This window comes from Bacillus sp. ILBB4, assembly GCF_035064545.1.
Lineage (GTDB): Bacteria > Bacillota > Bacilli > Bacillales > Bacillaceae_H > Priestia.
Map to the genome: position 1 here is coordinate 175,342 of NZ_JAIQVD010000001.1, position 21,014 is coordinate 196,355.

Consider the following 21,014-nt stretch of genomic DNA (forward strand, 5'->3'; position numbering starts at 1 on the left):
GGCTGAGAAAATCTCAAGCCCCTTATCTTTATAAGTCGTTCCTCTACTTATTAGCTATTACTGTTTCCAAAAAGTTAGCAGATGAATGATGGCTGACACCACTTCTACCCCTTGAAACGCCAGTAAACCTGCTGCTGCCGCTGTAAACAATCCGACTACCGCTTCTTTAAAAATGAATGGCATTGATACCAGCTCCTTTGCTTATTTAAAATAAGTAGATTTGTTATCATTCTACTCCTTTTTTCAGAATTTTCAATACCTTTTTATCAACAAAGCAAAATAAAAACGCTTTCACTTTATAAAAATAAAGTGAAAGCGTTTTTTAAGCTTCCTTTTCTAATGCGTTCAGCGCAAGTGAATATTCTAATCCTTTTCCTTTTTGCACAACGTGCTGCACTTTGCCCATGTTGCACGCATCTTGCGCACTAACAGTCATGCCGTTTGTTAACTTTAGCTGCACAGGTTCTTCCGCAATTCGTACATCGCATGCTAAAGCTAACTCATATCCTCCGCCAAACGTAAAGTTTGTAAGAAGCGCAATCGTTTGTTTGGAGCTGCATGAAATACGCTGAAAAATCGCTCGAGCTGCTACTGCATGAATCGGCTGATAAAGCCTTCCTGTTTCTTCACGTAGGAAAGAAGTTGTTCTATGATCTCCGTTCATCTTATAGTACTCTCCCATAAATACAATAGATCCAACCGACGCATCGTGCTGCAGCTCATTCATCGTTTCTTGCACCTCATACATGACTTCACTGTTCAAACGATTAAGCATTGACTGATTCATTCGTACAACCGCCACATGATTTCTTTTTTCTACTTTGATAAATCTTTTCATCATTCCTCCGCCCTTTCCCCTGTCGTCCTTTATAAATAAAGCGCTTTCAAAATATTTCGCTTTTTAATAGAAAAGTTATTTTCATAGTTTCATCATACAACAAACTCATAATTATTTCCATTACTTTTTTAATTTTCCGTCAATAATTCCATGAATCATTTCCATGTTTTTATCAAATAAGACGTGCTATAGTATAAACAGCACAAATGCAGCTGAACTCACTGATAAAAGGAGTAATCACTATGAAATACGACTTAACAAAATGGGAGCCTCACGGCTATTCTTGCCCTGTGGAAGCAGCCGTTGATGTAGTCGGCGGCAAATGGAAAAGCGTCATTTTGTATCAATTATCGAAGGAACGCCGCCGCTTTAATGAACTGCGCAGACTCATTCCTGGTGTGACGCAGCGAATGCTCACACTGCAGCTTCGCGAACTCGAGCGCGACGGAATTATCCACCGCGAAGTCTATAAACAAGTTCCGCCTAAAGTAGAATATTATTTGACATCCTTTGGAGAAACGCTCATCCCTATTATCGAGCTGATGTTTAAATGGGGATATGATCATACCGATAAAATTGCTGAAGCGAGAATTCAAGCAGAAAAAGAGTAAGGAATGAGAAACGATATGAATAAAAGAAAAAAATTCCCTTTAATCTCCCCTTTTCTTTCGCTCAATTTAGTAAATACTGAAGTCGTCAGTCATGGCCGTCGTCACGAGTTACTAAGTGAAGACCAAGATTTGTTAGACTGGCTTCATATAATGTGTGAAGAGATCCCTTCTCTTGATAAAACAATATTGACTATGTCCCAAAGTGAATTAACGGAAGTGTTACATCTTATATATGATTTTCGATTGTGTTTAAGAAACAACTTTGAATCAATAGCAGATGGAAATGCCATTGATTCAAAGTGGATATTATCTTTAGAAAGAAATATTGAAAAAGCTCCTTATGTTTTTAAAGTTCATGCACAGCAATTAGTACAAATCCCAATCGGGAGCATCGTAAATAAACTCTTTTCCTTACTATCATTAGATGCTTTGCAGTTAATCAGTGAAGGCCAACTAAACAAAATAAGAAGATGTAGCAACCCTGACTGTGTATTGTTATTTATTGATACAACTGGAAGACGTAAATGGTGCTCGATGAAAATCTGCGGGAACAGGCAAAAAGCGGCGCGTTTTCAAGATAAAAAGGATAGGGGTGAAATAAAGCTTGAATTCTAATCATGAATTCAAGCTTTTTTTACCTCACAAAAACTAACCATTAAAATCATTATTGACAGGTTAATTTACAAAGAGGTAAAATGATTGAAAAATAAAGGAGGTTTTATATAAAGATGAATAGTTCACCTAAAGCGTCGGCAAAGGAAGACATTTCATACACGCAATCATATTTTTCTAAAATGATAACAACCGCGAGAAGCCCTTTAAAAATTGACGTAAAAGATGCAGTTACAGGCTTAGTCGGTGGAACGGTTAGTATTTTACTTCTAGCTATACTGACTCAGCTTACATCAAGCCCTTGGCTTATGGCCCCTTTTGGAGCCAGCTGTGTATTAGCATTTGGCCTTTGGAACGCTCCTCTATCGCAGCCCAGAAATATTATTGGAGGGCATTTAGTAGCGACTTTGGTGGGGTTAACCATCTATCATTTATTCGGTAATAACCCTTACACTTTAGGAACAGGAGTCGGCCTAGCCATTTTCTTTATGATGCTTACAAAAACAACTCACCCACCCGCAGGAGCAGACCCCATTGTTGTGATCTTAGGCGCTTCTTCTTGGAATTATATTATCAATCCCGTTTTAATAGGATCGATTGTAATTGTAATCGTTGCCCTTCTTATAAATAACGTACGAAGTAACAGGTCGTATCCTACCTACTGGATATAAGAAATTTGCTGATAAGAATTTAAAAGTTTATAAGAATAGTCTCTAGAGTGAATCTACATAAAAAAAGACTTCCCACAGGTCAGTGAAATTGACTTGTGGGAAGTCTTTTTTATACGTTTTTCCGAATTAATAATTCTTTTAATCCGTATACAAATGTACTTTCAATCGGCTTTAACTCAAATGCCGGGCTCCAGTCCATCTGCGGATAGCGGTCAATCAGCTCGGCCAGCATAATTTTTGCTTCTATTCGAGCAAGCGGTGCTCCTAAGCAAAAATGAATGCCTCTTCCAAATGCCATATGCACATTTGGCTTTCGATCGATTTTAAATACATCCGGGTCTTCAAAATACTCCGCGTCTCGGTGCGCAGATCCCATCCATGGAACGACGTGTTCCCCTGCTTTTAGTTTCTGACCTGCAAGAATCACATCTTCTTTTACGATTCGGTGAAGAGCCTGAACGGGTGAACGATAGCGAAGAACTTCTTCAATCGCAGAAGGCAAAAGTTCTTTCTCACGTTTGAGTCGTTCAAAAGAAGCTTTATCTTCCATTAAACAATAAATCGTATTTGAAATTAAATTTGTGGTTGTTTCGTTTCCTGCAATCAGCAGCAAAATAGAAAAACCGACGATCTCTTCATCCGTTAGCTGTTTCCCTTCTTCTTTTGCCTGAAGAAGCACGGAGATAATATCATCTCCTGGACGCGTGCGTTTTTCTTCAATGATTCGATAAAAGTAAGTTTCTAGCTCATCATTTGCTTTCATTTTCTCTTGCTGCAATTTTTCGAGCGTTTCACGTTCGTTATTAGAAGGACCGGCTACGATAATATCCGACCAATCTTTAAACTGACGCTGATCTTCTATGGGCACGCCTAAGATATCGGCAATTACCATAACCGGAAGCGGATAGGACAGATGCTCGACTATATCAATATCTTCAAGATGCTCCACTTCTTGTAATAATTCATTTGTAATACGCGCAATTTTAGGCTCCCATGCTTTCATTGCTTTAGGCGTAAAAGCTTTATTAACAAGCGATCTCATTTCAGCATGCTTAGGCGGATCAATATTAATTAGGCTCGTTCCTAGAGCAGTTTGTCTTTGGTTTTGTGGAGGTCTTCGATCAGAAGAAAAAATATTCTTTTGTTCTAGCACTTCTTTGACTCCGTCATAGTGAAAAACATCCCATACCTGCCTTTCTTCATCCCATTGCACAGGCGCGCTGTTTCTCATCTCTTCATACCACGAAAAAGGATTAAAGCGCTCTTCTTTTGTTTGAATCGTATTCACTTGACGGACAATTCCGTTTTCTCTTTCGGTTTTCATGTTAAAACCTCCCCGTATCGTTCAAATAGAATGACTGTGTAGTCATCTATGACCAAATAGTACCATATATAAGAATTTTCTTAAAAATGATAGCTGTATATTTTAGTAAAAATGAATCGATAGAAGGATATTTTTTACAAAAAAGGGTAGGCGCATAGCGCCTACCTTTTTAAGAATAATGTTCTTCTGGTTTTTGTAATCGGTTGTCTAACGCGTACGCGCCGCTTCCTGCTAGAATCATATGAAGCGAAACGACAAAAAGGGCAACCTCAAGCTCATAGCCGCCTGTAAAACCAGCACCGCTTTTCGCTGTAAAAATAGCGCCAATCATCACAATCGCAAACAAGACACCGATTAAACGCGTTTGAAATCCAAGAATCATAGCGGCTCCCCCTACGAATTCAATAACCGCAACCGCATAAGCGAAAAACGCAGGAATGCCCATGCTGTGGAAAAAACCGACCGTATTATCAATACCGCTTTGGAATTTGCCAAGGCCATGAATAAAAAACGTTAGCCCTAACATAAGACGAAGTAAAAACGTTCCAAGCTGATAGCTTTTCATTTCTTTTCCTCCTTTTTTACTTTTGTCTGCACATGTAACAATTTTAGTTACAACTGTGAACAAATTCAAGGGGTTAGAACAGAAAAACAAGATATCAGCAAATTTCTTTATCTCATTTTAAACGTTTCTTTTGGAAGTAAGGCAATACTCCCTGCTCAGTCGCGCTGAAGATACGATAGAAATGCAAAAATATGATCCTGAATAATGAGTTCTGCCGTAGGAGAATGGCTCTTTAATGATAGGTGTTCAGAATATCGAAATCGGTTAAATTTATTTACATCAACATGGTGAACGGCCTGCACATGAAAACCTTCTATGATGGCTTTTATTTGGGCAAAAGGCGGTACAGCAAGAGATTCGGGCTTAATTTTCTCCAGACACTCTCTGCTTATGGCATGAGGAACAGCCGTCATGGAGCTCATTAATAAATCTTTTCTTCCTATTGTCTCGTTCAATACGTACTTCCACCCCTGCACCACATGCGTGAGCTTTTCTTCATCTTCACATACGTTTAAAGCTACATCAACGCCGCTCGCTACCGCTGAAGCAAACGGATACAACTCTTGAGCTGAAAGAACAAAATCCCCGTCTATAAAGAGAAGTATATCTCCCGTTGCTGCAAGGGCCCCCGCAGCTCTTCCGCAATCATGCCCTAACCGCTCATCGTAGACGAGGGTTTTGACACCCTGTTCTTTGGCATACGCCTCCGACTGATCAGTGGAACCGTTAATCACGACAATGATTTCTAACGGCTCAAGTTTTCTTGCTTCTGCAATCACTTGTTTGATTGTTTGTTCTTCGTTGCAAACCGGAACAATAACAGACAGCTGTTTGCCTCCATAAAAAGATGATAGTTTCCCCCAGCCGTGCTCAACAACTGGAATGGGCTGCGCAAGCATATCCACTCTCCTTTTACGATTTGACGCAAGCGTATAGTATGTTTGAAGAAGCTGCTGGTAGGATTGAATTCGTTCTCTGCTGCGCAGCGGGCGATCGAAAGGACGAAAGCTTCCCTTTCCCTGGGTTTCAATCGTAATATGCGAGCTTACACGATACTGCGTTAACAATGTCACAAATAAAGAAAGAGGCGGCATCTCCCAGTAGTTCTTCAATACACTTAACAGCACCCCGTAAGGCGCTTTTAAATAAGCGTTGGCACGATGAGGCTTTCCAAGCGCATGATGCAAGACCGCACTCCACGTCATTTCGCTGCGGTTAAAAGCATTTATCTTTGTTTTTTCCCACTTGTTTAGCACCACATCGCTATGTCCAAATAACAACGGCTGCACAAAACGTTCAATCTCAGAAGCAGAAAGAATAATATCTCCGTCTACAAATAAGACGGCATCTCCTTTGGCGGCTTTGGCTCCTTCCATTCTTGCTTCATGGGGAGAAAGGCGTTTTTCCACTACTTTTACCATGCACCCTTCTTCTTTTGCTATTTTTACTGAAGCATCGGTACAGCCATTTGCGATTACAATAATCTCAAGCACATTCACTTTCTTAATTTGTTTAAGCACGGTCTTTAGCGTGTCTTCTTCATTGTAAACAGGCAGCACGACAGAAAGAGTTTTCATTAATATCACCCCTAAAAAAAGAACCACTGAATAACTCAGCGGCTTCATTCATTTAAAACACCTCTTGTATCTACAACTTTTTTTGCATTTTTTACGATTGACCAATCCACCTGACTATGGTCAGTTAATACCAGTACAACGTCGCTTTTTTCGATTTCCTCTTTTGTAAGCGGGACAGAAAAGTACGTTTGCTTATTAAACACGGCAGAGTCAATATACGGGTCATGATATGTTAATTCATACCCTTTTTCTAAAAGACCTTCACACACGGTCAGCGCCGGCGATTCACGTATGTCATTTACGTCTTTTTTATACGCAACGCCTACCACGAACACGCGCTTTTCGTTTGCGTCAAGCTGCTTTTCAACTCGCCTAATCACTTTATTTGGCATTTCTTCATTAATATGATGAGCCGCTTCAATAAGTTCGCTCGTTAGCCCATTTTGCTTTAGTTTCCATAAGAAATAAAGCGGATCAACAGGTATGCAGTGCCCCCCTATTCCGGGACCTGGATAATAAGGAGTAAACCCAAACGGCTTGGTAGATGCCGCTTGTAAGACCTCATAAAAATCTATTCCTAATTCCCCACACAGTTCGTTTGTTTCATTCACCAACGAAATATTGACCAGGCGCTGAATGTTTTCAAACAGCTTGCACATTTCCGCTACTTTCGGAGAAGAAACAGGTACAACCTGCTGGAAAATGCTTTCGTAAAATATCTGTATATGATGAAGGCATTCTTTGCTGTAGCCGCTAATCACTTTTGGAATATACTCAATGTCGTACGACTTGTTTGCTGGATCGACTCGCTCTGGAGAATATGCTAAATAAAAATCAACTCCTGCTTGCAAATCAGACTCCTTTAAAATAGGTAAAACGACTTCTTCAAGCGTGCCTGGATAGGTAGAGCTTTCATAAATAATTGTTTGTCCTTTTACCATATGTTCTTTCAAAAACGTAGATGCGCTAATAACGGGTCCTAAGTCCGGATTATGATTCTCTGTAATAGGTGTTGGCACGGTCACCACTACATAATCGCATGCTTGAAATGCGGAAATACCTTTTTTTAATTCATATGCTTGAAAGTTTTTCTCACTTTGAATCACATCATTACGTACATCTGGAATATAGCTTTTCCCTTGTTTTAGCGCTTCAATTTTCCGAACGTCAATATCAAGCCCAATCACGGTGTAGTTTTTTTCAGCAAACAAAAGAGCAAGCGGGAGTCCCACATACCCTAGACCAATAACGGCAACTTTTTTATTCATTGTTTAACACCTCAAACAAAAGATCATGTCTTCGTATGTCCGGAAGAAATTCGCCTCTTTCACTAGTTTGGCTAATATAGTACGCCATGGCCTCTACATAATCTCCTAGAATTCTCTGAGTGGATGCTGCTAGACCTTTGACTTTCATATGCTCTTTTCGAATCCGGTTCGTTCGCGCCACATCCACAAAATGAACAGGCTGAATCATAAAGCCGTACATGATACTTTTTAATTGAAATAAAGGTGGAATAATAAGAGATTCGTAGCCTACTTTCTCCATTACATCCCGTTTAATTGCATGCGGAATCGCCGTCGTTGTATTAATGGTTAAATCCGGACGTTTGCAAACAATATTAAGAAAATATTTCGCCGCACTTACAGAGTGGATGGGATGCACTTCGTCAAGCAGACACTCTAAATTATTAAGCGCTACATCAACTCCTTGGTCAGCCGCTTCTAAATATGGACGTAAATGTTCCGCGGAAATAACAATATCTCCATCTACGAACAAGCAAACTTCACCGCTGCTGTACATCGCACCAATTGCTCGAGGTACATTGTGTCCAAGGCGCTGCTTGTAATGAAGAACAGTAGCTCCGGCTTCGATCGCTCGTTTGACCGTTACTTCATCGGCTCCGTTGGCAACCACGATGATCTCTTCCACTCCGGCTTTTTTTACTTCTTTAATCACGTTTGCAATCGTCTCTTTTTCTTCACCTGCCGGAATAACAGCACTGTACTTCACTCCTGTTTTCCGTTTTACATTCGGTGTATAAGCGGAAACAACTTCTCGGTTTCGATCACCATCTGTGAGCCCGCCTCTTATTCCTTTTTCTTCGATAAGATGAGCTAACGCTTTAATATGATCTCCAATAATATAGTTAGTGGAAATAGGGAAAGGAGAATTGGTAGGAATGGTTTTGTGGGTGGTTCTAATCTTATTGGTATAAATAACGTCTGAAGAACACGGTGCAACGATTGACATTCCTTTTAAAAGAGCAATCGTATGAGCAAGAGGCGGGTGAGCTAAGTTCTCGTATCCAATTTTAGCTGCTGATGTTTTCTTGATAGCATGGGGAATAGCTGTTAATGCTTGAATGGATAAATCTTCACGCTGCAAGCATAAGTTCAGCATGTATTTCGCAACGGAAACCGGATGCGGACGCACCTTCCGCTTCATAATCCACGAAAGGTTGTTCAACGCTATATCATGACCGGTTTCTATAGCCTTCGTATATTTCATCAGCTCCTCATGAGGAACCGCTATATCTCCGTCCAAAAAAAGCAAAATATCTCCTTTTGCTTTTTTAGCCCCAATGGCCCTTCCAATATTAATACCAAGAGCTTCTTCATAATAAACAACGCGGCAGCCTGCACCCTCGGCAATTTCCTTTGTTGTATCACTGGATCCATTTACGACGACAATAATCTCAAACGGCTTCATTTTTTGAACTTCTTTAATGACAGGTAACAAAGAATCAGCTTCGTTACAGGCTGGAATAATCACTGATACTTTCAATCTCACTCAACTCCGCTGAAAATTCGAACATACGTAATCGATACTAGTGGAATGGTTACATCTGCAGGCTCGCCATATGAGCTTGATGTACGTACAACAGCCGCTGCTTCCGTAACAGCAAGCAGTGTTCCATTAATAACGTCAATAGCTGTGATGATTTGCACAAATGAACCTACATTTTCTCGTAATGCATCTTGAAACATATTTTTTCCTCCTTTCGTTTAAGCGCTTTGAATAGTCACAATGCTTGTAAATGGCAGCAATACCATTGACGTTGGAGACTCTACTAATTCCAAATAATCATCTCCTACAAATGTCACAACACCTTCTAGTGGACCAGCGGTTGTTTCAATCACAACTTCTTTCCCGATATACTGCTCGGCAATTTCTTTAAAAGGTGATTCTTGAGATTCTTTAATAATACTGATCACATATTCTCTAAACGTGTCAGAATAAACAACGTCTTCTACTGCTTTTTTTGTGTTTTCCTGAATAAATTCAGCAAATCGATTTGAAAACAAAAGGTGTTTTATCTTTTCTACATAGCGACGGTAACAACAAAAAAACATAAATTTTGTTCCTCCTTTTTATACTGTTATCCCTTCAAATTACCTACAACAATTGACGTAACCTGAGAGATTACTTTATCAATATATACAAGCTGTATCATAAAGGTGACAGAACTTTTGTCATATTTCCATACAAATACGCACTTGACTAGTCCATTTTGTATAGGGTAATCCCCTACCTACCTCCTACCTACTGAAACCAATACAAAAAAGGCAAAGCCCTTAGGCTTTGCCTTTTTGTATCTATTAAATGATAAATCAGTTAGCTGCAATACGCTTTGCTCCTATATAGCGATCTTTCCAATAGCTTGAATTTTTATCGCTAATCGTAACGCCTTTAGAAGACGATGCGTTAATAAATTTTCCGTCTCCAAGATAAATGCCTGCATGAGAAGGGCCTTCTTTGTACGTTTCAAAGAACACAAGATCTCCTACCTGCGGTTCACTTACATTTTCACCTGCTTTATAGATATCTTCAACCGTTCTGGGAATATCAACGCCTACACTTTCTTTATATACATACTGAAGATATCCGCTGCAGTCAAATCCTGAAGGTGTAGTGCCGCCCCATTTGTACGGCGTGCCCATTAAAGATTTTGCTTTGCTGATTACTTTATCCGTATTCACTTCTGATTCGCCTTCTACAACGCCGCCTTTACCTAATGCATTGTATGTATTCTCTCCAACAACTCCATCTGCTTCTAGGTTATGTTTCTCTTGAAAAGCCATAACCGCTTTTTTTGTTTCATAATTAAAATAACGCGATACTTCGCCTTTTAAAAATCCTTTATCTTTTAACACCGTTTTAACTTGTTCAACATCATCATTTGTCATCCCTTGTTTTAAAACCGTGTCGCCAAACGCAGCATGTCCCATTGCCGGACTTGCAAATAAAGCTCCTCCTACAAGAAGCGCCGATAGCATTTTTTTCATTTCGTTTCCTCCCCGAATCATGTTTTAAGCACCGTACAACCATACCATCTGCGGATAACAATTCAATTAATAGAAGATAACAATTTGATAACAATCTTCTTAAACAGCCTCAACTCTTGGATGTAAAACGCCGAAATATAAGAAGAAGAGAAAAACAACTATTCTAGCAAATAAAGGTGATAAACATGAATTGGTTTAAACGAAACAAAGCGCACGCCGAAGCAGCGGCTGTCGAATCCATCACTGTAAAGCTTCATGTATCGGACCCGATGATAAAAAAGCAGATTAACATGATTTCCTTAACAGCAGAGGATCTCAAAAGGATTTCTAGATTTCAAGTTCACGTGCTGAACGCCATCGAGGAGATCGTGAATGATTTTTACAAAGCTATTGGAGAACAGGCCCATTTGGTTGAGATTATCGAAAAGCATAGCAGCGTCCATGCATTAAAACAAACGTTAAAACAGCATATCTTAGAAATGTTTGATGGACAAATAGATGATGCTTTTGTGGTAAAACGTCAAAAAATTTCCAAGATGCACGTTAAAATTGGACTTGAGCCAAACTGGTATTTGTGCGCATTTCAAAATTTATTTACGTCGCTTCTTTCAATATGTGAACGTACGATGGAATCAAAAGAAGAATGTCTGGCTTTTATTGCAAGTATGACAAAGCTTATTAGTCTAGAGCAGCAAATTGTGTTAAAAGCCTATGAGCTTGAATATGACGAGCAGCGCGCTGGACTTCAGACTCAAAAAGAGAAGATTCAGCTAGAAATCTCTCGTACATCATCTATCCTTTCTTCGTTATCTGAAGAAACGAAGACGTTTATGAATCAAATGCACAGTCAATCCTCTGACGTCGTTTCTTATGCAAACAAAAGCTCTGAACTAGCAGAAGTCATTGAGAAGGAATCCGTTACGAGTCAAGCAAAATTAAAAGAAGAACAAAACATGCTTGGAAGCATACAAAAAAATACGTCGCTCATTCAAAACAAAATGAAAACGCTCGAACATACATCACAGCAAATTCATCAAATTGTTTCGATTGTTACTTCTATTGCTGAGCAAACAAATTTATTAGCATTAAACGCTTCAATTGAGTCTGCTCGGACAGGCGAGCATGGAAAAGGGTTTGCAGTGGTGGCACAGGAAGTACGGAAGCTTGCAGAAGAAACGAAGAAATCTATTTCCAATATTTCAACTTTTATCGGAGACATTCAAAAACAAATCGAAAGCGTCTCGGCGTTAGGTGGAGAAGTCGCTACATTAACAAAAGATACGGCTGACAATATGAACAACATTACTTCTTTTTTCACAAATGTTCTTAGCATAACAACCGAGAACAAACAGCAAACCGTTCTAACAAAAAAAGAGCTTGAAAAAATAGCCGGCGTAATGAAGCAGCTGTCTCTCCGAATTGAGAAGATGGCCCATTCCTCAGAAGAACTTGAACGGTTAACTGAAAAAAGTTGATATGCAAAAAAGCCTTCTCAGCTTGCACAAGAAGGCTTTTTTATTTTTTCAAGCTAGAGGGCTCTTGAGAAGAACGTTCGATAAACTGGACAAAATCCTCTCCGTATATGCTTCGAATCAGAGCCGTCAGCTCAACAAAGTCAGGCAGCTCTCCGTAAACATCTCGCAGCGGCATCGCTCCTTGAAACAAAGGATTTTCAAGAGGATTATAATCCTCTAGCGTTTTTAAAAACATCTTTTTTCCTTCTTCTGTGAGCTGTACGTATGTATTCCGCTTATCTTTCTCATTTTTAGAAAGGGTAAGGTAGCCCCGCAGGTGCAATTTTTTTGCAAAGTTAAAAGCTGTGGATAAATGCATGACGCCTAGTTTTGAAATGTCGGTCATCGACGCAATTTCCAGCTGATATGCAATCCCCAAAATGTGATGCTCATTAATGCTCAAATCGTACGGCTTAACCCACTGCTCCCAATCCTTTTCAGTAGACTTCCAAAGAGCTTTGCTTACCTGCATCACAAGCTGATTAAACAGCATAGCATCTTTAATCGTATCTTGATTTAACGTGCGTTTCACCTCTTCACTTCCTCTCTAGAAATGCAACCGTTCACATCATTTTCCCCTAAGACTTTATAAACAAAAAGAATGAAAATATATACAAAATATTATACATGATTGCTTATATATTTCAACTTATTTTGCATAAAAATAAATTTTAACGTTTCTTTATGTAAAAAAACAGGCGTGAACGTTCAGCGTTCACGCCTGTTTTTTAATGAATATACCGTTTACCAACCAGAAGGTTTGAAATAACGTCTGTCGGAATTTCAAACTCAATGTTTCCCATATATCCTGGGGCGACTTTATATTTATCAAATACAATTCTAAGCTTGTGATCTTTTGTAATATAGAAGCTTTGATTCTCAGCAATCTCTTTAAAAGGATCCATATCTTCTTCAGTCAGCCAGTAGATTTTGCCCTCTTCATGCTTCATTTGATCTTTCATTTGCTGTTTAATATTTTCACTAATGACCTTTATATAGCTTTTATCTTTGAACAAACTTGGAAGCGTAACGAGCACTTCGTGTTTTTTATCAATCGTGTCGTACTGATTGACGCTCGACGTTGAAGCTCTCGATTCTTCCACATATCGATGAACCACAAGCAAATCATCGGTATCCGTCATAATATCATAGCCGCTGCTGACAGCCACGTTTCCTTTCTCTCCTTTTTGTAATGTTTTCATCTCTTTTTTAAACTGTTCATACAGCTGCTCATTTTCTTTTATATACTTTTCATTCAAGCTTGTTTGAAGACCTTTGTTTTCCAAGCCTGAAATCGATGGTGTTTTCACGTCAATACGAGAATGCTTTTCTTCTTGCTTTAGTTCATCAAATGTGATCACTTCTACTACTTTTCCAAGCACAGGAATTTTTGCCATTGCATTTGCCGCATCTGGACTCACATTCACCGTTGTGATAAAAATCACCGCTGCTGCCGCAATCGCGCTCGGCCAAATATAGGATTTCTTTTTACGGTGATGTGAAGAAAGTGCCTGTGCCACAACATCATCTAATTCGTCTGGAATAGGAATGTCATGATACTGCTTCTTTAACTTTTCTATTTTTTCGTTCATTGTTCTAAGTCCTCCTCCGTCATCGTAATCCGCAACAGGTTCAACCCTCTGTATAGCCTTGTCTTTACCGTGTTTACATTTTCCTCAATAATTTCCGCAATTTCGTCCATTTTTAAATCTTCGAAAAACCTCAGAATAATAATGGTTTTATATTTAACCGGCAGTTGATCCATTGCTTGCTTTAAATCGATATCTTTATACTGATCTTCACGTCCGCTGCTCAAGTACTCAAGTGCTTCATCATCCATAAACGTTAGACGTTTATGCTTACGCAGGAAATCGATTGCTGTTCGTACAACAATTTTATAAAGCCAGCTTTTAATCGATTGAATATCCTTGATACTGTCCATTGAAATGAGTGCTTTTTTAATCGATTCTTGCACAATATCAAGCGCATCTTCTTGATTTTTTACATAGCTAAAAGCAAGCCGGTAAAAATCCGCTTTATGCTCGGTTACGCACGCTACGAGCACCTGATGTGCATCATGTTTTTTCATCGTCTTTCATACCCTTCTATTTTCTCTTGCTGAAGTACATCTATAAGGTAGACGGAATGAGTAGAAAAATAGTTTGGTTTTTTTAAAAAAAAGTAAAACTAAATAATGGTCTCATGCGTCTATTAGGTAGATATATACAAAAAGGGGAATATTACTACATGAAAACCATGGGCTACAAACGTATTTTGACACTGCTTGGATGCTGTATTTTGTTTCTTGGTACAGCAGGGTATATCGTCAAAGCAAACAGTACAGAGAAAAAAACGGCAAGTACTCAAACAGATCAAACCTATCCAAACGTTGAAATTCAAACGCTAGTTAAGGACCTTACCGACGGAGGCTATGCCATTAGCTACCCTTCCTTTGGTAAAAAAGAAATCGATCAATCCATTCAAGCTTACGTAACAGATCAAGTGGCACACTATGAAAAAAAGCTGAAGAAGCAGTCAAAAAAGAAAAAATCTGAATTAACGATTACATATAAAATCGTCCATTACAGCAAGCAAACGCTAAGCGTTGTCTTTGATGAATATGAATCTGTAAATGGAGAGAAAGGAACGTCTTCTCTCAAAACCTTTACCTTTGACCTGCCTGCTCAAAAACAAATGACGTTAAAGAATTTATTTAAAGAAAATGCAAACTATTTAGATCGCCTTTCGGCTATTTCATATGCTGAATTAAAAAAACAAATGAAAACAGCTGATTTTGACCCGGACCTTCAAAAAGGAACTCGGGCAGCTAATCAAAATTTCAGTCAGTTTGCGCTGCTTGAAAACAGTATTGTGATCTATTTTAAGCCTTATCAGCTAGGTGCTGAACAAACGAAAACCAAAACAATCGCTATCCAAAAAGATTTATTTAAAGACATGCTGAGCGATGCTTACAAAGACGAAGCAGCAAATAAAAATAAAGTCAAAGAAACGCCTCCAAAACATATCGTTAACGAAATGCCGCAGCAAGGAGCGCCTATTGATCCAACTAAAAAAGTCGTTGCGATGACCTTTGATGATGGACCTAACCCTTCATCTACCAATGTGATTTTAGATGGATTAAAAGAAGTGAACGGGCACGCTACCTTTTTTGTGTTAGGAAGCCGCGTTCAATATTATCCTGAAACAATCGAACGTATGGTCAAGGAAGGAAACGAAGTGGGAAATCACTCTTGGGATCATCCTCAGCTCACACGTTTGAACGAAGCGCAGGTCAAACACCAAATAGGCGATACCCAAGCGCTCATTAAACAAGTGAGCGGCTATGAACCACTGCATGTACGCCCTCCTTATGGAGCCGTCAACGCAAATGTAAGACGTTATATCGGAAATGTTGGCGTGACTCTATGGGATATCGATCCCGAAGACTGGAAATATAGAAACGTTCCTCACTCCGTTCAAGCAGTTATGAGCCAAGTCGGAGACGGAAAAGTTATTTTAATGCATGATATTTACCAAACAAGTGCCGAAGCAGCGGTTGAAATTATGAAGCAGCTTCATGCACAAGGGTATCAGCTTGTTACGATTTCACAGCTAGAACAAGTAAAAAAAGAGCGAGAGCAGCTGCATTTGCAGTAGCGGATAGCGGACGAACGCGCTGCAGCCATTAGGATGGCTGCAGCGCGTTTGTTTTTTTATGCGATGTTTAATAAATGCTATACAGAGCAGCGTAAACGGAATCACTACGTGAAAAGGGATAAAAAGCAACACCGGCATAATCGTTAGCCCTTCTTTTAAATGCTCTTGAAAATTACTTGCAATTGTCAAAGAAAAAAATAAAATCACCGTGCCCACAGGATATGTCAGCGCAGAAGGTCGTTTCACCTTAAACAGTGTGGAAAGTCCAACAATCACAGCGTAAAAAAAGACGCTGATTTTAACAAATCCTACGATTACTAATGCAATCATAAAAAACACGTCTAGCCGTTCTAGCTATTACTTCAAGTCCTTTGTGCACCGTATAAATAATTAACAGCAGCAGCATCACATTCATTACAAATAAAGGACTGTCGCTTGTTCCTCTGACGACGAACCTTCTGTTTCCTTTTTATTGTCTTTGCTTTTTTTATTTTTAAATAAAGAAGGCACGATTAAAAACACCTTTCTTTTCTTTTTTTTAGCTTTTTCCAAATAAATGCTTTGTATGTAATTTTTAATAGAGCAATCAAAGCGTAAGACAAAAAAAATAACAAAAACTAGCGGTAGAATGTTTTTAAGAAAAAAACAAAAATGGAGAGTGAGACGTATGAAAATCGTTTGGATATCAGCTTTGCTGTTAGGATGCTTAATGGGATTTTCTATCGGAGTGGATATGATGCAAGGATTTAGTTTTTCCATGGCCTTGCAAAATGCCTACAGTCCGTTTCGTGTTATGGAGTTCGCTGAACTATTTGTCCTTTTTTTCCTTTTGTTCTGTTTTGTAGCTGAAGTGTTTTATCGTTCATTTAAAGTGAAAAAAGCAAAACAGCGACAAAAATAAAACTCCGTAAAAAACACATATTTCTCCTTTTTACCACCTATTCTCCTTCTCATTTAAATGTTATAATTTTCATAATTGGAAAAACTTTTACACGCCTTTCTACATAGAAAGCTGTACGCTTAAACTACAAAATAAACATTGACTTTGAACTAAAAGGTGAAGAAATGATGAAAAAAAAATTAGCCGTTATTAGTACAGCTTGCTTACTTATTCTTGCAAGTGATCCCATCCCTTCTAATGCTACTCCTGATTCCCCGGATTCCTCTTCCGACGTTTTGGACCAGTCAACAGACGTGGATACAACTGAAGATGTAAAAGCTATTTTTGACTCTCTCTATCAAGAAGGCTATTCGCTTGGAGAAGAAGATGGATACGCAGAGAAAAAATTTGAACAGTTTGATCAAACAACAGGACTGGACAAATCTTCTGAAGAATTCACGTGGTTTATGATGGGGTATACGGTAGGATATAAAAAAGGACAGCAGCAAAAAGAGGAAGAACTTAAGACTGGACAAGAAAATGAAATGGCTGCCGGTGAAGAGGAAGGCTATCAGCAAGGCGTCCTTGATTACAAACATGCTACTATTCAATCAGAAATCGACCCTTTCCCTTCTAAGTCATCCGACTGGAATAAAGGGTATGTTCAAGGCTACAAAAAAGCTATTTCTTTAATGGACTTATCTGTTAAAGCAAAAAAAGAAGGCTATGACCAAGGTCTTGAAAATGATTCAATGAGTGTTCCGAGCATGTATGATGATGAGGATGTCACACGTCAGGCTTTTACAGAAGGCTTTGAAACCGCTCAAGCCGAAGTGCTGAAGCAGCAAAAAAAGCAGTTTGAAAAGCAGGGCTACGTACAAGGCTATCACGGCCTTTCACTTGAAGTGCCTGCAGAAGCAGAAGGAGAATTGCAAACAGCTTTTGAACAAGGATACGAAAAAGGACAGAAACAAAAACAAAAAGACGTAAAAGCACAGGGGTACGACTCAGCTTTCACTTATCAGACCTATAGAGCGCCTAAAAATCTTCAGGACAAGCCCGAACTAGAAAAATGGTACAAAGCAGGCTTTTATTCGAATAAAGACGTGAAACCTTTGCAGCAAAAAGCTTATAAAGACGGCTGGAAGTTTGGAAAAGAAATGAGCGTTCCAAAAAAATACCAGCAAAATAAAGCTGCCGTGGCGATGTATAAAAAATATTTTGAACAAGGCCAAAAAAAGCAGGATAAAACAGTAAGTCATATCCTGCTCGGCAGCGGTATTGTTCTTACACTGGTTGCCCTTATCACGCTATGGAGACTTCGCCGTCGTAAAAATGAAGAGACAACACTGGATAGCTAAAAACGAGTACATAAAAACCCGGAAAATCGTGATTTTCCGGGTTTTTATGTTAAATAATCATTCGTTTATTTTCCGCAAGCTGAACTTCTTGCTCTTGTTTTGACTGATTTTGTTTTCGAATTTTCAAATAATAATAAACATAGCAGCCTATAAAGAAAATACCTCCGCAGTATAACGCCATTCGCTGCTCGGGATCAAACGCAAGACTGATCATAACGATACAGTTCGTAATAAGCGCTACGATAGGAAGAACCGGATAAAGAGGTGTTCTAAATTTGAGATCTTCCACTTTTCCACCTTTAGCCACGTAAGCACGACGAAACGCAAGCAGTGAAGCTGTAATCGCAATCCAGCCAATTTGAGCGCCGAGTCCAGCGAGTGAAATCAGCCACACAAAAACGGTTTTAGCTGCCACTACGCTTGAAAGCAGAGAAAAACATGAAATCACAAGCGTAATTAATAGTGCATTAAATGGAACTCCTCTTTTGTTAACTTTTCCAAGCGCAGGACTTGCCATTCCTTCTCTTGAAAGAGAATAAAGCATACGTGTAGCCGCGTAAAATCCAGAGTTTGCGACTGAAAGAAGAGCTGTTAAAATGATAAAATTCATAATATCCGCCGCGTAAGGTACACCTACACTGTCTAACACAACAACAAACGGGCTTTCTACGACGCCTGCTTTTTCACGAGGAATCATGCTTGCTAGGACAAACACGGATAAGACGAAAAAGAAAAGCGTACGCCAAACCGTTTGCTTGATCGCTTTTGGAATTGTTTTTTCCGGATTTTCACTTTCTCCTGCCGCAATTCCAATCAATTCTGTTCCTTGAAACGAAAAGTTCACCGTAATCATTGTAATCAGCAAAGCCGTTACGCCATTTGGAAACAGCCCTTCGGCAAAGAAGTTTGATAGAAGCGGTGCTTCCTGTCCGCTTTTCATATCAATGAGTCCAAACATTGCCGCTCCACCTACAACAATAAACATAATGATGGCGAAAATTTTAACGCTTGAAAACCAAAATTCTGTTTCACCAAATGCTTTAGCTGAAAGTGCATTTAGTGAAAAAATTAACGCTCCAAAAATGGCGCACCATAACCAAACGGGCGAGTCTGGGAACCATCTTTGCATTAATTGTCCGGCAGCTAAGAACTCAAGTGCCACCGTTACTGCCCATCCTAGCCAGTACAGCCATCCAATCGCAAAACCGGTTGCAGGGCCGATAAATTTAGTGGAGTATGTTTGAAACGATCCTGCAACTGGCATAGCAACGGATAATTCTCCAAGACACAGCATCGTTAGATACATAATGATCCCTCCTACTAAGTAGGAAATCATTGCTCCCATCGGACCTGCTTCATTGATGGTATAACCTGAACCAAGGAAAAAACCGGTACCAATACATCCTCCTAGTGATATCATAAAAAGATGCCTTGTTTTCATCGTTCTTTTTAATTCTCCTGGCTGTCCCTGTGGAATATTCATCCCATTTCCTCCCTTTGCTGCATAAAAATGAAATCGCTTTCATTTTTTTAGGTTTATTTTGTTTTTATAGCCGCTTACTGGGTAGCTCTTCATGGCTGAAGTCCATTAGTGCCGGATGTTTTTCAAATGGCGCCAGCCCCGTAGCGAGGATGGCAGCCGATTAACCCTGCATGACCGTTTATTGGATCATAATAGATTTTCTTCTACACGATACCTGTAAGTAGCTCTTTCTTATAAAAGCTTATCGCCAAACAATGAACTCATTAACGCAACCGCTACTTCTGCAGTTTTGTTATGCTGATCTAAAATGGGGTTCACTTCTACAAATTCAGCAGATGTCACCATGTCTGCTTCCGCTAGCATTTCCATTGCTAAATGACTTTCTCGGTAGCTGATGCCGCCTTTTACAGGTGTACCTACGCCTGGTGCATCATCCGGATCTAAGCCGTCTAAGTCCAGCGACAGGTGCACGCCGTCTGTACCGCTTAAATAATCAATCGTTTCTTTCATCACTTGCGTCATACCTAAACGATCAATTTCATGCATGGTATACACTTTAATTCCTTTTTCTTTAATTAACTCTTTTTCACCATCATCCAATGAGCGTGCACCGATAATAACTAGATTTTCAGGTTTAATTTTTGGGGTATACCCTCCAATATTTAAAAGTACAGGATGTCCAATACCCAAGCTCACCGCTAACGGCATGCCGTGAATGTTGCCTGATGGAGATGTTTCAGCTGTGTTTAAATCACCATGAGCATCATACCAAATAACGCCTAAATTTTCTGAACCTTTCGCGACTCCTGCAAGCGTTCCAATCGCAATGCTGTGGTCTCCGCCTAATATTAACGGAAAGCGGTCTTGCTCTCTCACTTCTTCAACTCTTGCAGCAAGCTGTTCATTTCCGCTGGCTACAGCCGCTAAGTTTTTCAAATTCGTATTTTTATCTACGTCTGCCCGCTCTTTAATTTCTACTTTAATATCCCCTTCATCGTGTACGGTATAGCCAAGAGCTTCTAAGCGTGTATTCATACCTGCATAGCGAATCGCGCTCGGCCCCATGTCTACACCCCTTCTTGTTTGTCCGTAATCCATGGGTACACCGATAATTGAAATGTCTTTTTTCATTTTCTATACCTCCGTTGCATTTTATTTTGTGTGAAGTAAACATAGGTGTTTATTTAACTATGTATTTTTTTCATTGATACAGCCCCTCATCTATTTCTTATGCAAAAATGATGCCAACTTTGTTTGTAGCATTCTATCAGTCTTTTTATCACGGGTTTTCTTACATGCGCCAAAAAAACTGTCGATTTCTACATTTTTTTGACAAAACGTGCAAACTTTTTTGTCGTTTCGTTTAAAATCGCCAATTTTATTTGCTTTCATAAAAAAGAGATTGCGACATAACAAAATCCATTCAATCTAAAGATGAACAACTGTTGATTTCAGTGCAAGGCTTCGCTTTCCGCGGGAGTCTTCGCCTTGCTCTCTAATCAACAGCTAGAAGCAACTACATAGACGAAAACTATGGTCACCATAGCAATAAAAAAATCCAAACGAGTTGGATTCTCCATCAAGAATCTCAATTCATCGTTCGGATTTTCTTTCACCTAAAATACTTTTGTC

Annotated in this window: 22 protein-coding genes and 2 pseudogenes; 8 read left to right on the forward strand and 16 right to left on the reverse strand. The window is 39.3% G+C overall.

Features of this window, described 5'->3' with window-relative positions; all coding sequences use genetic code 11:
- Positions 1-57: 57 nt before the first annotated feature.
- Together LAV82_RS01065 and LAV82_RS01070 are read right to left on the reverse strand one after the other, a co-directional pair.
- Positions 58-183 (reverse strand): hypothetical protein, encoded by a 126-nt coding sequence (locus tag LAV82_RS01065; protein WP_016765178.1) that lies wholly within the window; start codon positions 181-183, stop codon positions 58-60.
- A 139-nt stretch (positions 184-322) separates the two neighbouring features.
- A complete protein-coding gene (locus LAV82_RS01070) occupies positions 323-841 on the reverse strand; it encodes an enoyl-CoA hydratase/isomerase family protein (RefSeq protein ID WP_499715476.1) in 519 nt (172 codons plus the stop codon).
- A gap of 239 nt (positions 842-1,080) precedes the next feature.
- Between LAV82_RS01070 and LAV82_RS01075 the strand changes: the two genes are divergently transcribed.
- The 3 genes from LAV82_RS01075 to LAV82_RS01085 all read left to right on the forward strand — a co-directional run bounded on the left by LAV82_RS01075 (position 1,081) and on the right by LAV82_RS01085 (position 2,732).
- The gene (locus LAV82_RS01075) at positions 1,081-1,449 is read left to right on the forward strand and encodes a winged helix-turn-helix transcriptional regulator (RefSeq protein WP_029323759.1); all 369 of its coding nucleotides are present in this window, start codon (positions 1,081-1,083) and stop codon (positions 1,447-1,449) included.
- Positions 1,450-1,464: 15 nt separating this feature from the next.
- Positions 1,465-2,064, forward strand: a complete 600-nt coding sequence (locus tag LAV82_RS01080) for a CGNR zinc finger domain-containing protein (RefSeq protein ID WP_499715477.1) — start codon at positions 1,465-1,467, stop codon at positions 2,062-2,064.
- Positions 2,065-2,177: 113 nt separating this feature from the next.
- A complete protein-coding gene (locus tag LAV82_RS01085) occupies positions 2,178-2,732 on the forward strand; it encodes an HPP family protein (RefSeq protein WP_013058568.1) in 555 nt (184 codons plus the stop codon).
- A 109-nt stretch (positions 2,733-2,841) separates the two neighbouring features.
- Here the strand turns inward: LAV82_RS01085 and LAV82_RS01090 are convergent, their stop codons facing one another.
- The 8 genes from LAV82_RS01090 to LAV82_RS01125 all read right to left on the reverse strand — a co-directional run bounded on the left by LAV82_RS01090 (position 2,842) and on the right by LAV82_RS01125 (position 10,487).
- Positions 2,842-4,056 carry a cytochrome P450 gene (locus LAV82_RS01090; protein ID WP_013058569.1) on the reverse strand — a complete coding sequence of 405 codons (1,215 nt, stop codon included), beginning with the start codon at positions 4,054-4,056 and terminating at the stop codon, positions 2,842-2,844.
- 169 nt (positions 4,057-4,225) lie between these two features.
- Entirely contained in the window at positions 4,226-4,621 is a 396-nt protein-coding gene (locus LAV82_RS01095) for a DoxX family protein (protein WP_013058570.1), read from the reverse strand.
- Between the two features lie 155 nt (positions 4,622-4,776).
- Positions 4,777-6,198, reverse strand: a complete 1,422-nt coding sequence (locus tag LAV82_RS01100) for a glycosyltransferase family 2 protein (protein WP_211077501.1) — start codon at positions 6,196-6,198, stop codon at positions 4,777-4,779.
- Between the two features lie 44 nt (positions 6,199-6,242).
- Positions 6,243-7,466 (reverse strand): nucleotide sugar dehydrogenase, encoded by a 1,224-nt coding sequence (locus LAV82_RS01105; protein ID WP_499715479.1) that lies wholly within the window; start codon positions 7,464-7,466, stop codon positions 6,243-6,245.
- On the reverse strand, positions 7,459-8,985 hold the full coding sequence (locus LAV82_RS01110; RefSeq protein WP_499715480.1) for a glycosyltransferase family 2 protein: 1,527 nt from the start codon (positions 8,983-8,985) through the stop codon (positions 7,459-7,461). Before LAV82_RS01110 ends, LAV82_RS01105 begins: the two co-directional genes overlap by 8 nt.
- A gap of 2 nt (positions 8,986-8,987) precedes the next feature.
- Positions 8,988-9,188, reverse strand: a complete 201-nt coding sequence (locus LAV82_RS01115) for a hypothetical protein (RefSeq protein ID WP_013058574.1) — start codon at positions 9,186-9,188, stop codon at positions 8,988-8,990.
- 18 nt (positions 9,189-9,206) lie between these two features.
- Positions 9,207-9,554, reverse strand: a complete 348-nt coding sequence (locus LAV82_RS01120) for a DUF2642 domain-containing protein (protein ID WP_499715482.1) — start codon at positions 9,552-9,554, stop codon at positions 9,207-9,209.
- Between the two features lie 258 nt (positions 9,555-9,812).
- Positions 9,813-10,487: a C40 family peptidase gene (locus tag LAV82_RS01125; RefSeq protein ID WP_013058576.1), complete on the reverse strand. Its 675-nt coding sequence runs from the start codon at positions 10,485-10,487 to the stop codon at positions 9,813-9,815.
- Positions 10,488-10,756: 269 nt separating this feature from the next.
- On the opposite strand from LAV82_RS01125, the pseudogene LAV82_RS01130 reads away from it, so the two are divergent.
- Both LAV82_RS01130 and LAV82_RS01135 read left to right on the forward strand, forming a co-directional pair.
- Positions 10,757-11,203, forward strand: a pseudogene (locus tag LAV82_RS01130) (protoglobin domain-containing protein); the annotation flags it as partial.
- A 300-nt stretch (positions 11,204-11,503) separates the two neighbouring features.
- Positions 11,504-11,962 (forward strand): annotated as a pseudogene (locus LAV82_RS01135) (methyl-accepting chemotaxis protein); the annotation flags it as partial.
- Between the two features lie 40 nt (positions 11,963-12,002).
- Here the strand turns inward: LAV82_RS01135 and LAV82_RS01140 are convergent.
- From LAV82_RS01140 to sigV, 3 genes are all read right to left on the reverse strand, one after another.
- Positions 12,003-12,533, reverse strand: a complete 531-nt coding sequence (locus LAV82_RS01140; RefSeq protein ID WP_211077498.1) for an HTH-type transcriptional regulator Hpr — start codon at positions 12,531-12,533, stop codon at positions 12,003-12,005.
- Between the two features lie 196 nt (positions 12,534-12,729).
- A complete protein-coding gene (rsiV, locus tag LAV82_RS01145; protein WP_211077497.1) occupies positions 12,730-13,593 on the reverse strand; it encodes an anti-sigma-V factor RsiV in 864 nt (287 codons plus the stop codon).
- The gene (gene sigV, locus LAV82_RS01150) at positions 13,590-14,090 is read right to left on the reverse strand and encodes an RNA polymerase sigma factor SigV (protein ID WP_063672511.1); all 501 of its coding nucleotides are present in this window, start codon (positions 14,088-14,090) and stop codon (positions 13,590-13,592) included. Before sigV ends, rsiV begins: the two co-directional genes overlap by 4 nt.
- Positions 14,091-14,248: 158 nt before the next feature.
- On the opposite strand from sigV, the gene LAV82_RS01155 reads away from it, so the two are divergent.
- Complete coding sequence (locus LAV82_RS01155) at positions 14,249-15,658, forward strand: polysaccharide deacetylase family protein (RefSeq protein WP_499715484.1); 1,410 nt, start codon at positions 14,249-14,251, stop codon at positions 15,656-15,658.
- On the opposite strand, the gene LAV82_RS01160 is transcribed toward LAV82_RS01155, so the two are convergent.
- On the reverse strand, positions 15,614-15,988 hold the full coding sequence (locus LAV82_RS01160; RefSeq protein WP_082611808.1) for a GerAB/ArcD/ProY family transporter: 375 nt from the start codon (positions 15,986-15,988) through the stop codon (positions 15,614-15,616). The two genes, LAV82_RS01155 and LAV82_RS01160, sit on opposite strands and share 45 nt — an antisense overlap.
- Before the next feature lie 337 nt (positions 15,989-16,325).
- On the opposite strand from LAV82_RS01160, the gene LAV82_RS01165 reads away from it, so the two are divergent.
- Together LAV82_RS01165 and LAV82_RS01170 are read left to right on the forward strand one after the other, a co-directional pair.
- A complete protein-coding gene (locus LAV82_RS01165; protein WP_013058583.1) occupies positions 16,326-16,559 on the forward strand; it encodes a YczF family membrane protein in 234 nt (77 codons plus the stop codon).
- Positions 16,560-16,726: 167 nt separating this feature from the next.
- A complete protein-coding gene (locus LAV82_RS01170) occupies positions 16,727-17,899 on the forward strand; it encodes a hypothetical protein (RefSeq protein ID WP_499715485.1) in 1,173 nt (390 codons plus the stop codon).
- A gap of 49 nt (positions 17,900-17,948) precedes the next feature.
- Here LAV82_RS01170 and LAV82_RS01175 read toward each other — a convergent pair whose 3' ends face one another.
- Both LAV82_RS01175 and rocF read right to left on the reverse strand, forming a co-directional pair.
- Positions 17,949-19,382: an amino acid permease gene (locus LAV82_RS01175; protein ID WP_043978423.1), complete on the reverse strand. Its 1,434-nt coding sequence runs from the start codon at positions 19,380-19,382 to the stop codon at positions 17,949-17,951.
- Positions 19,383-19,613: 231 nt separating this feature from the next.
- Positions 19,614-20,513: an arginase gene (rocF, locus tag LAV82_RS01180; RefSeq protein WP_013058586.1), complete on the reverse strand. Its 900-nt coding sequence runs from the start codon at positions 20,511-20,513 to the stop codon at positions 19,614-19,616.
- Between the last annotated feature and the right edge of the window lie 501 nt (positions 20,514-21,014).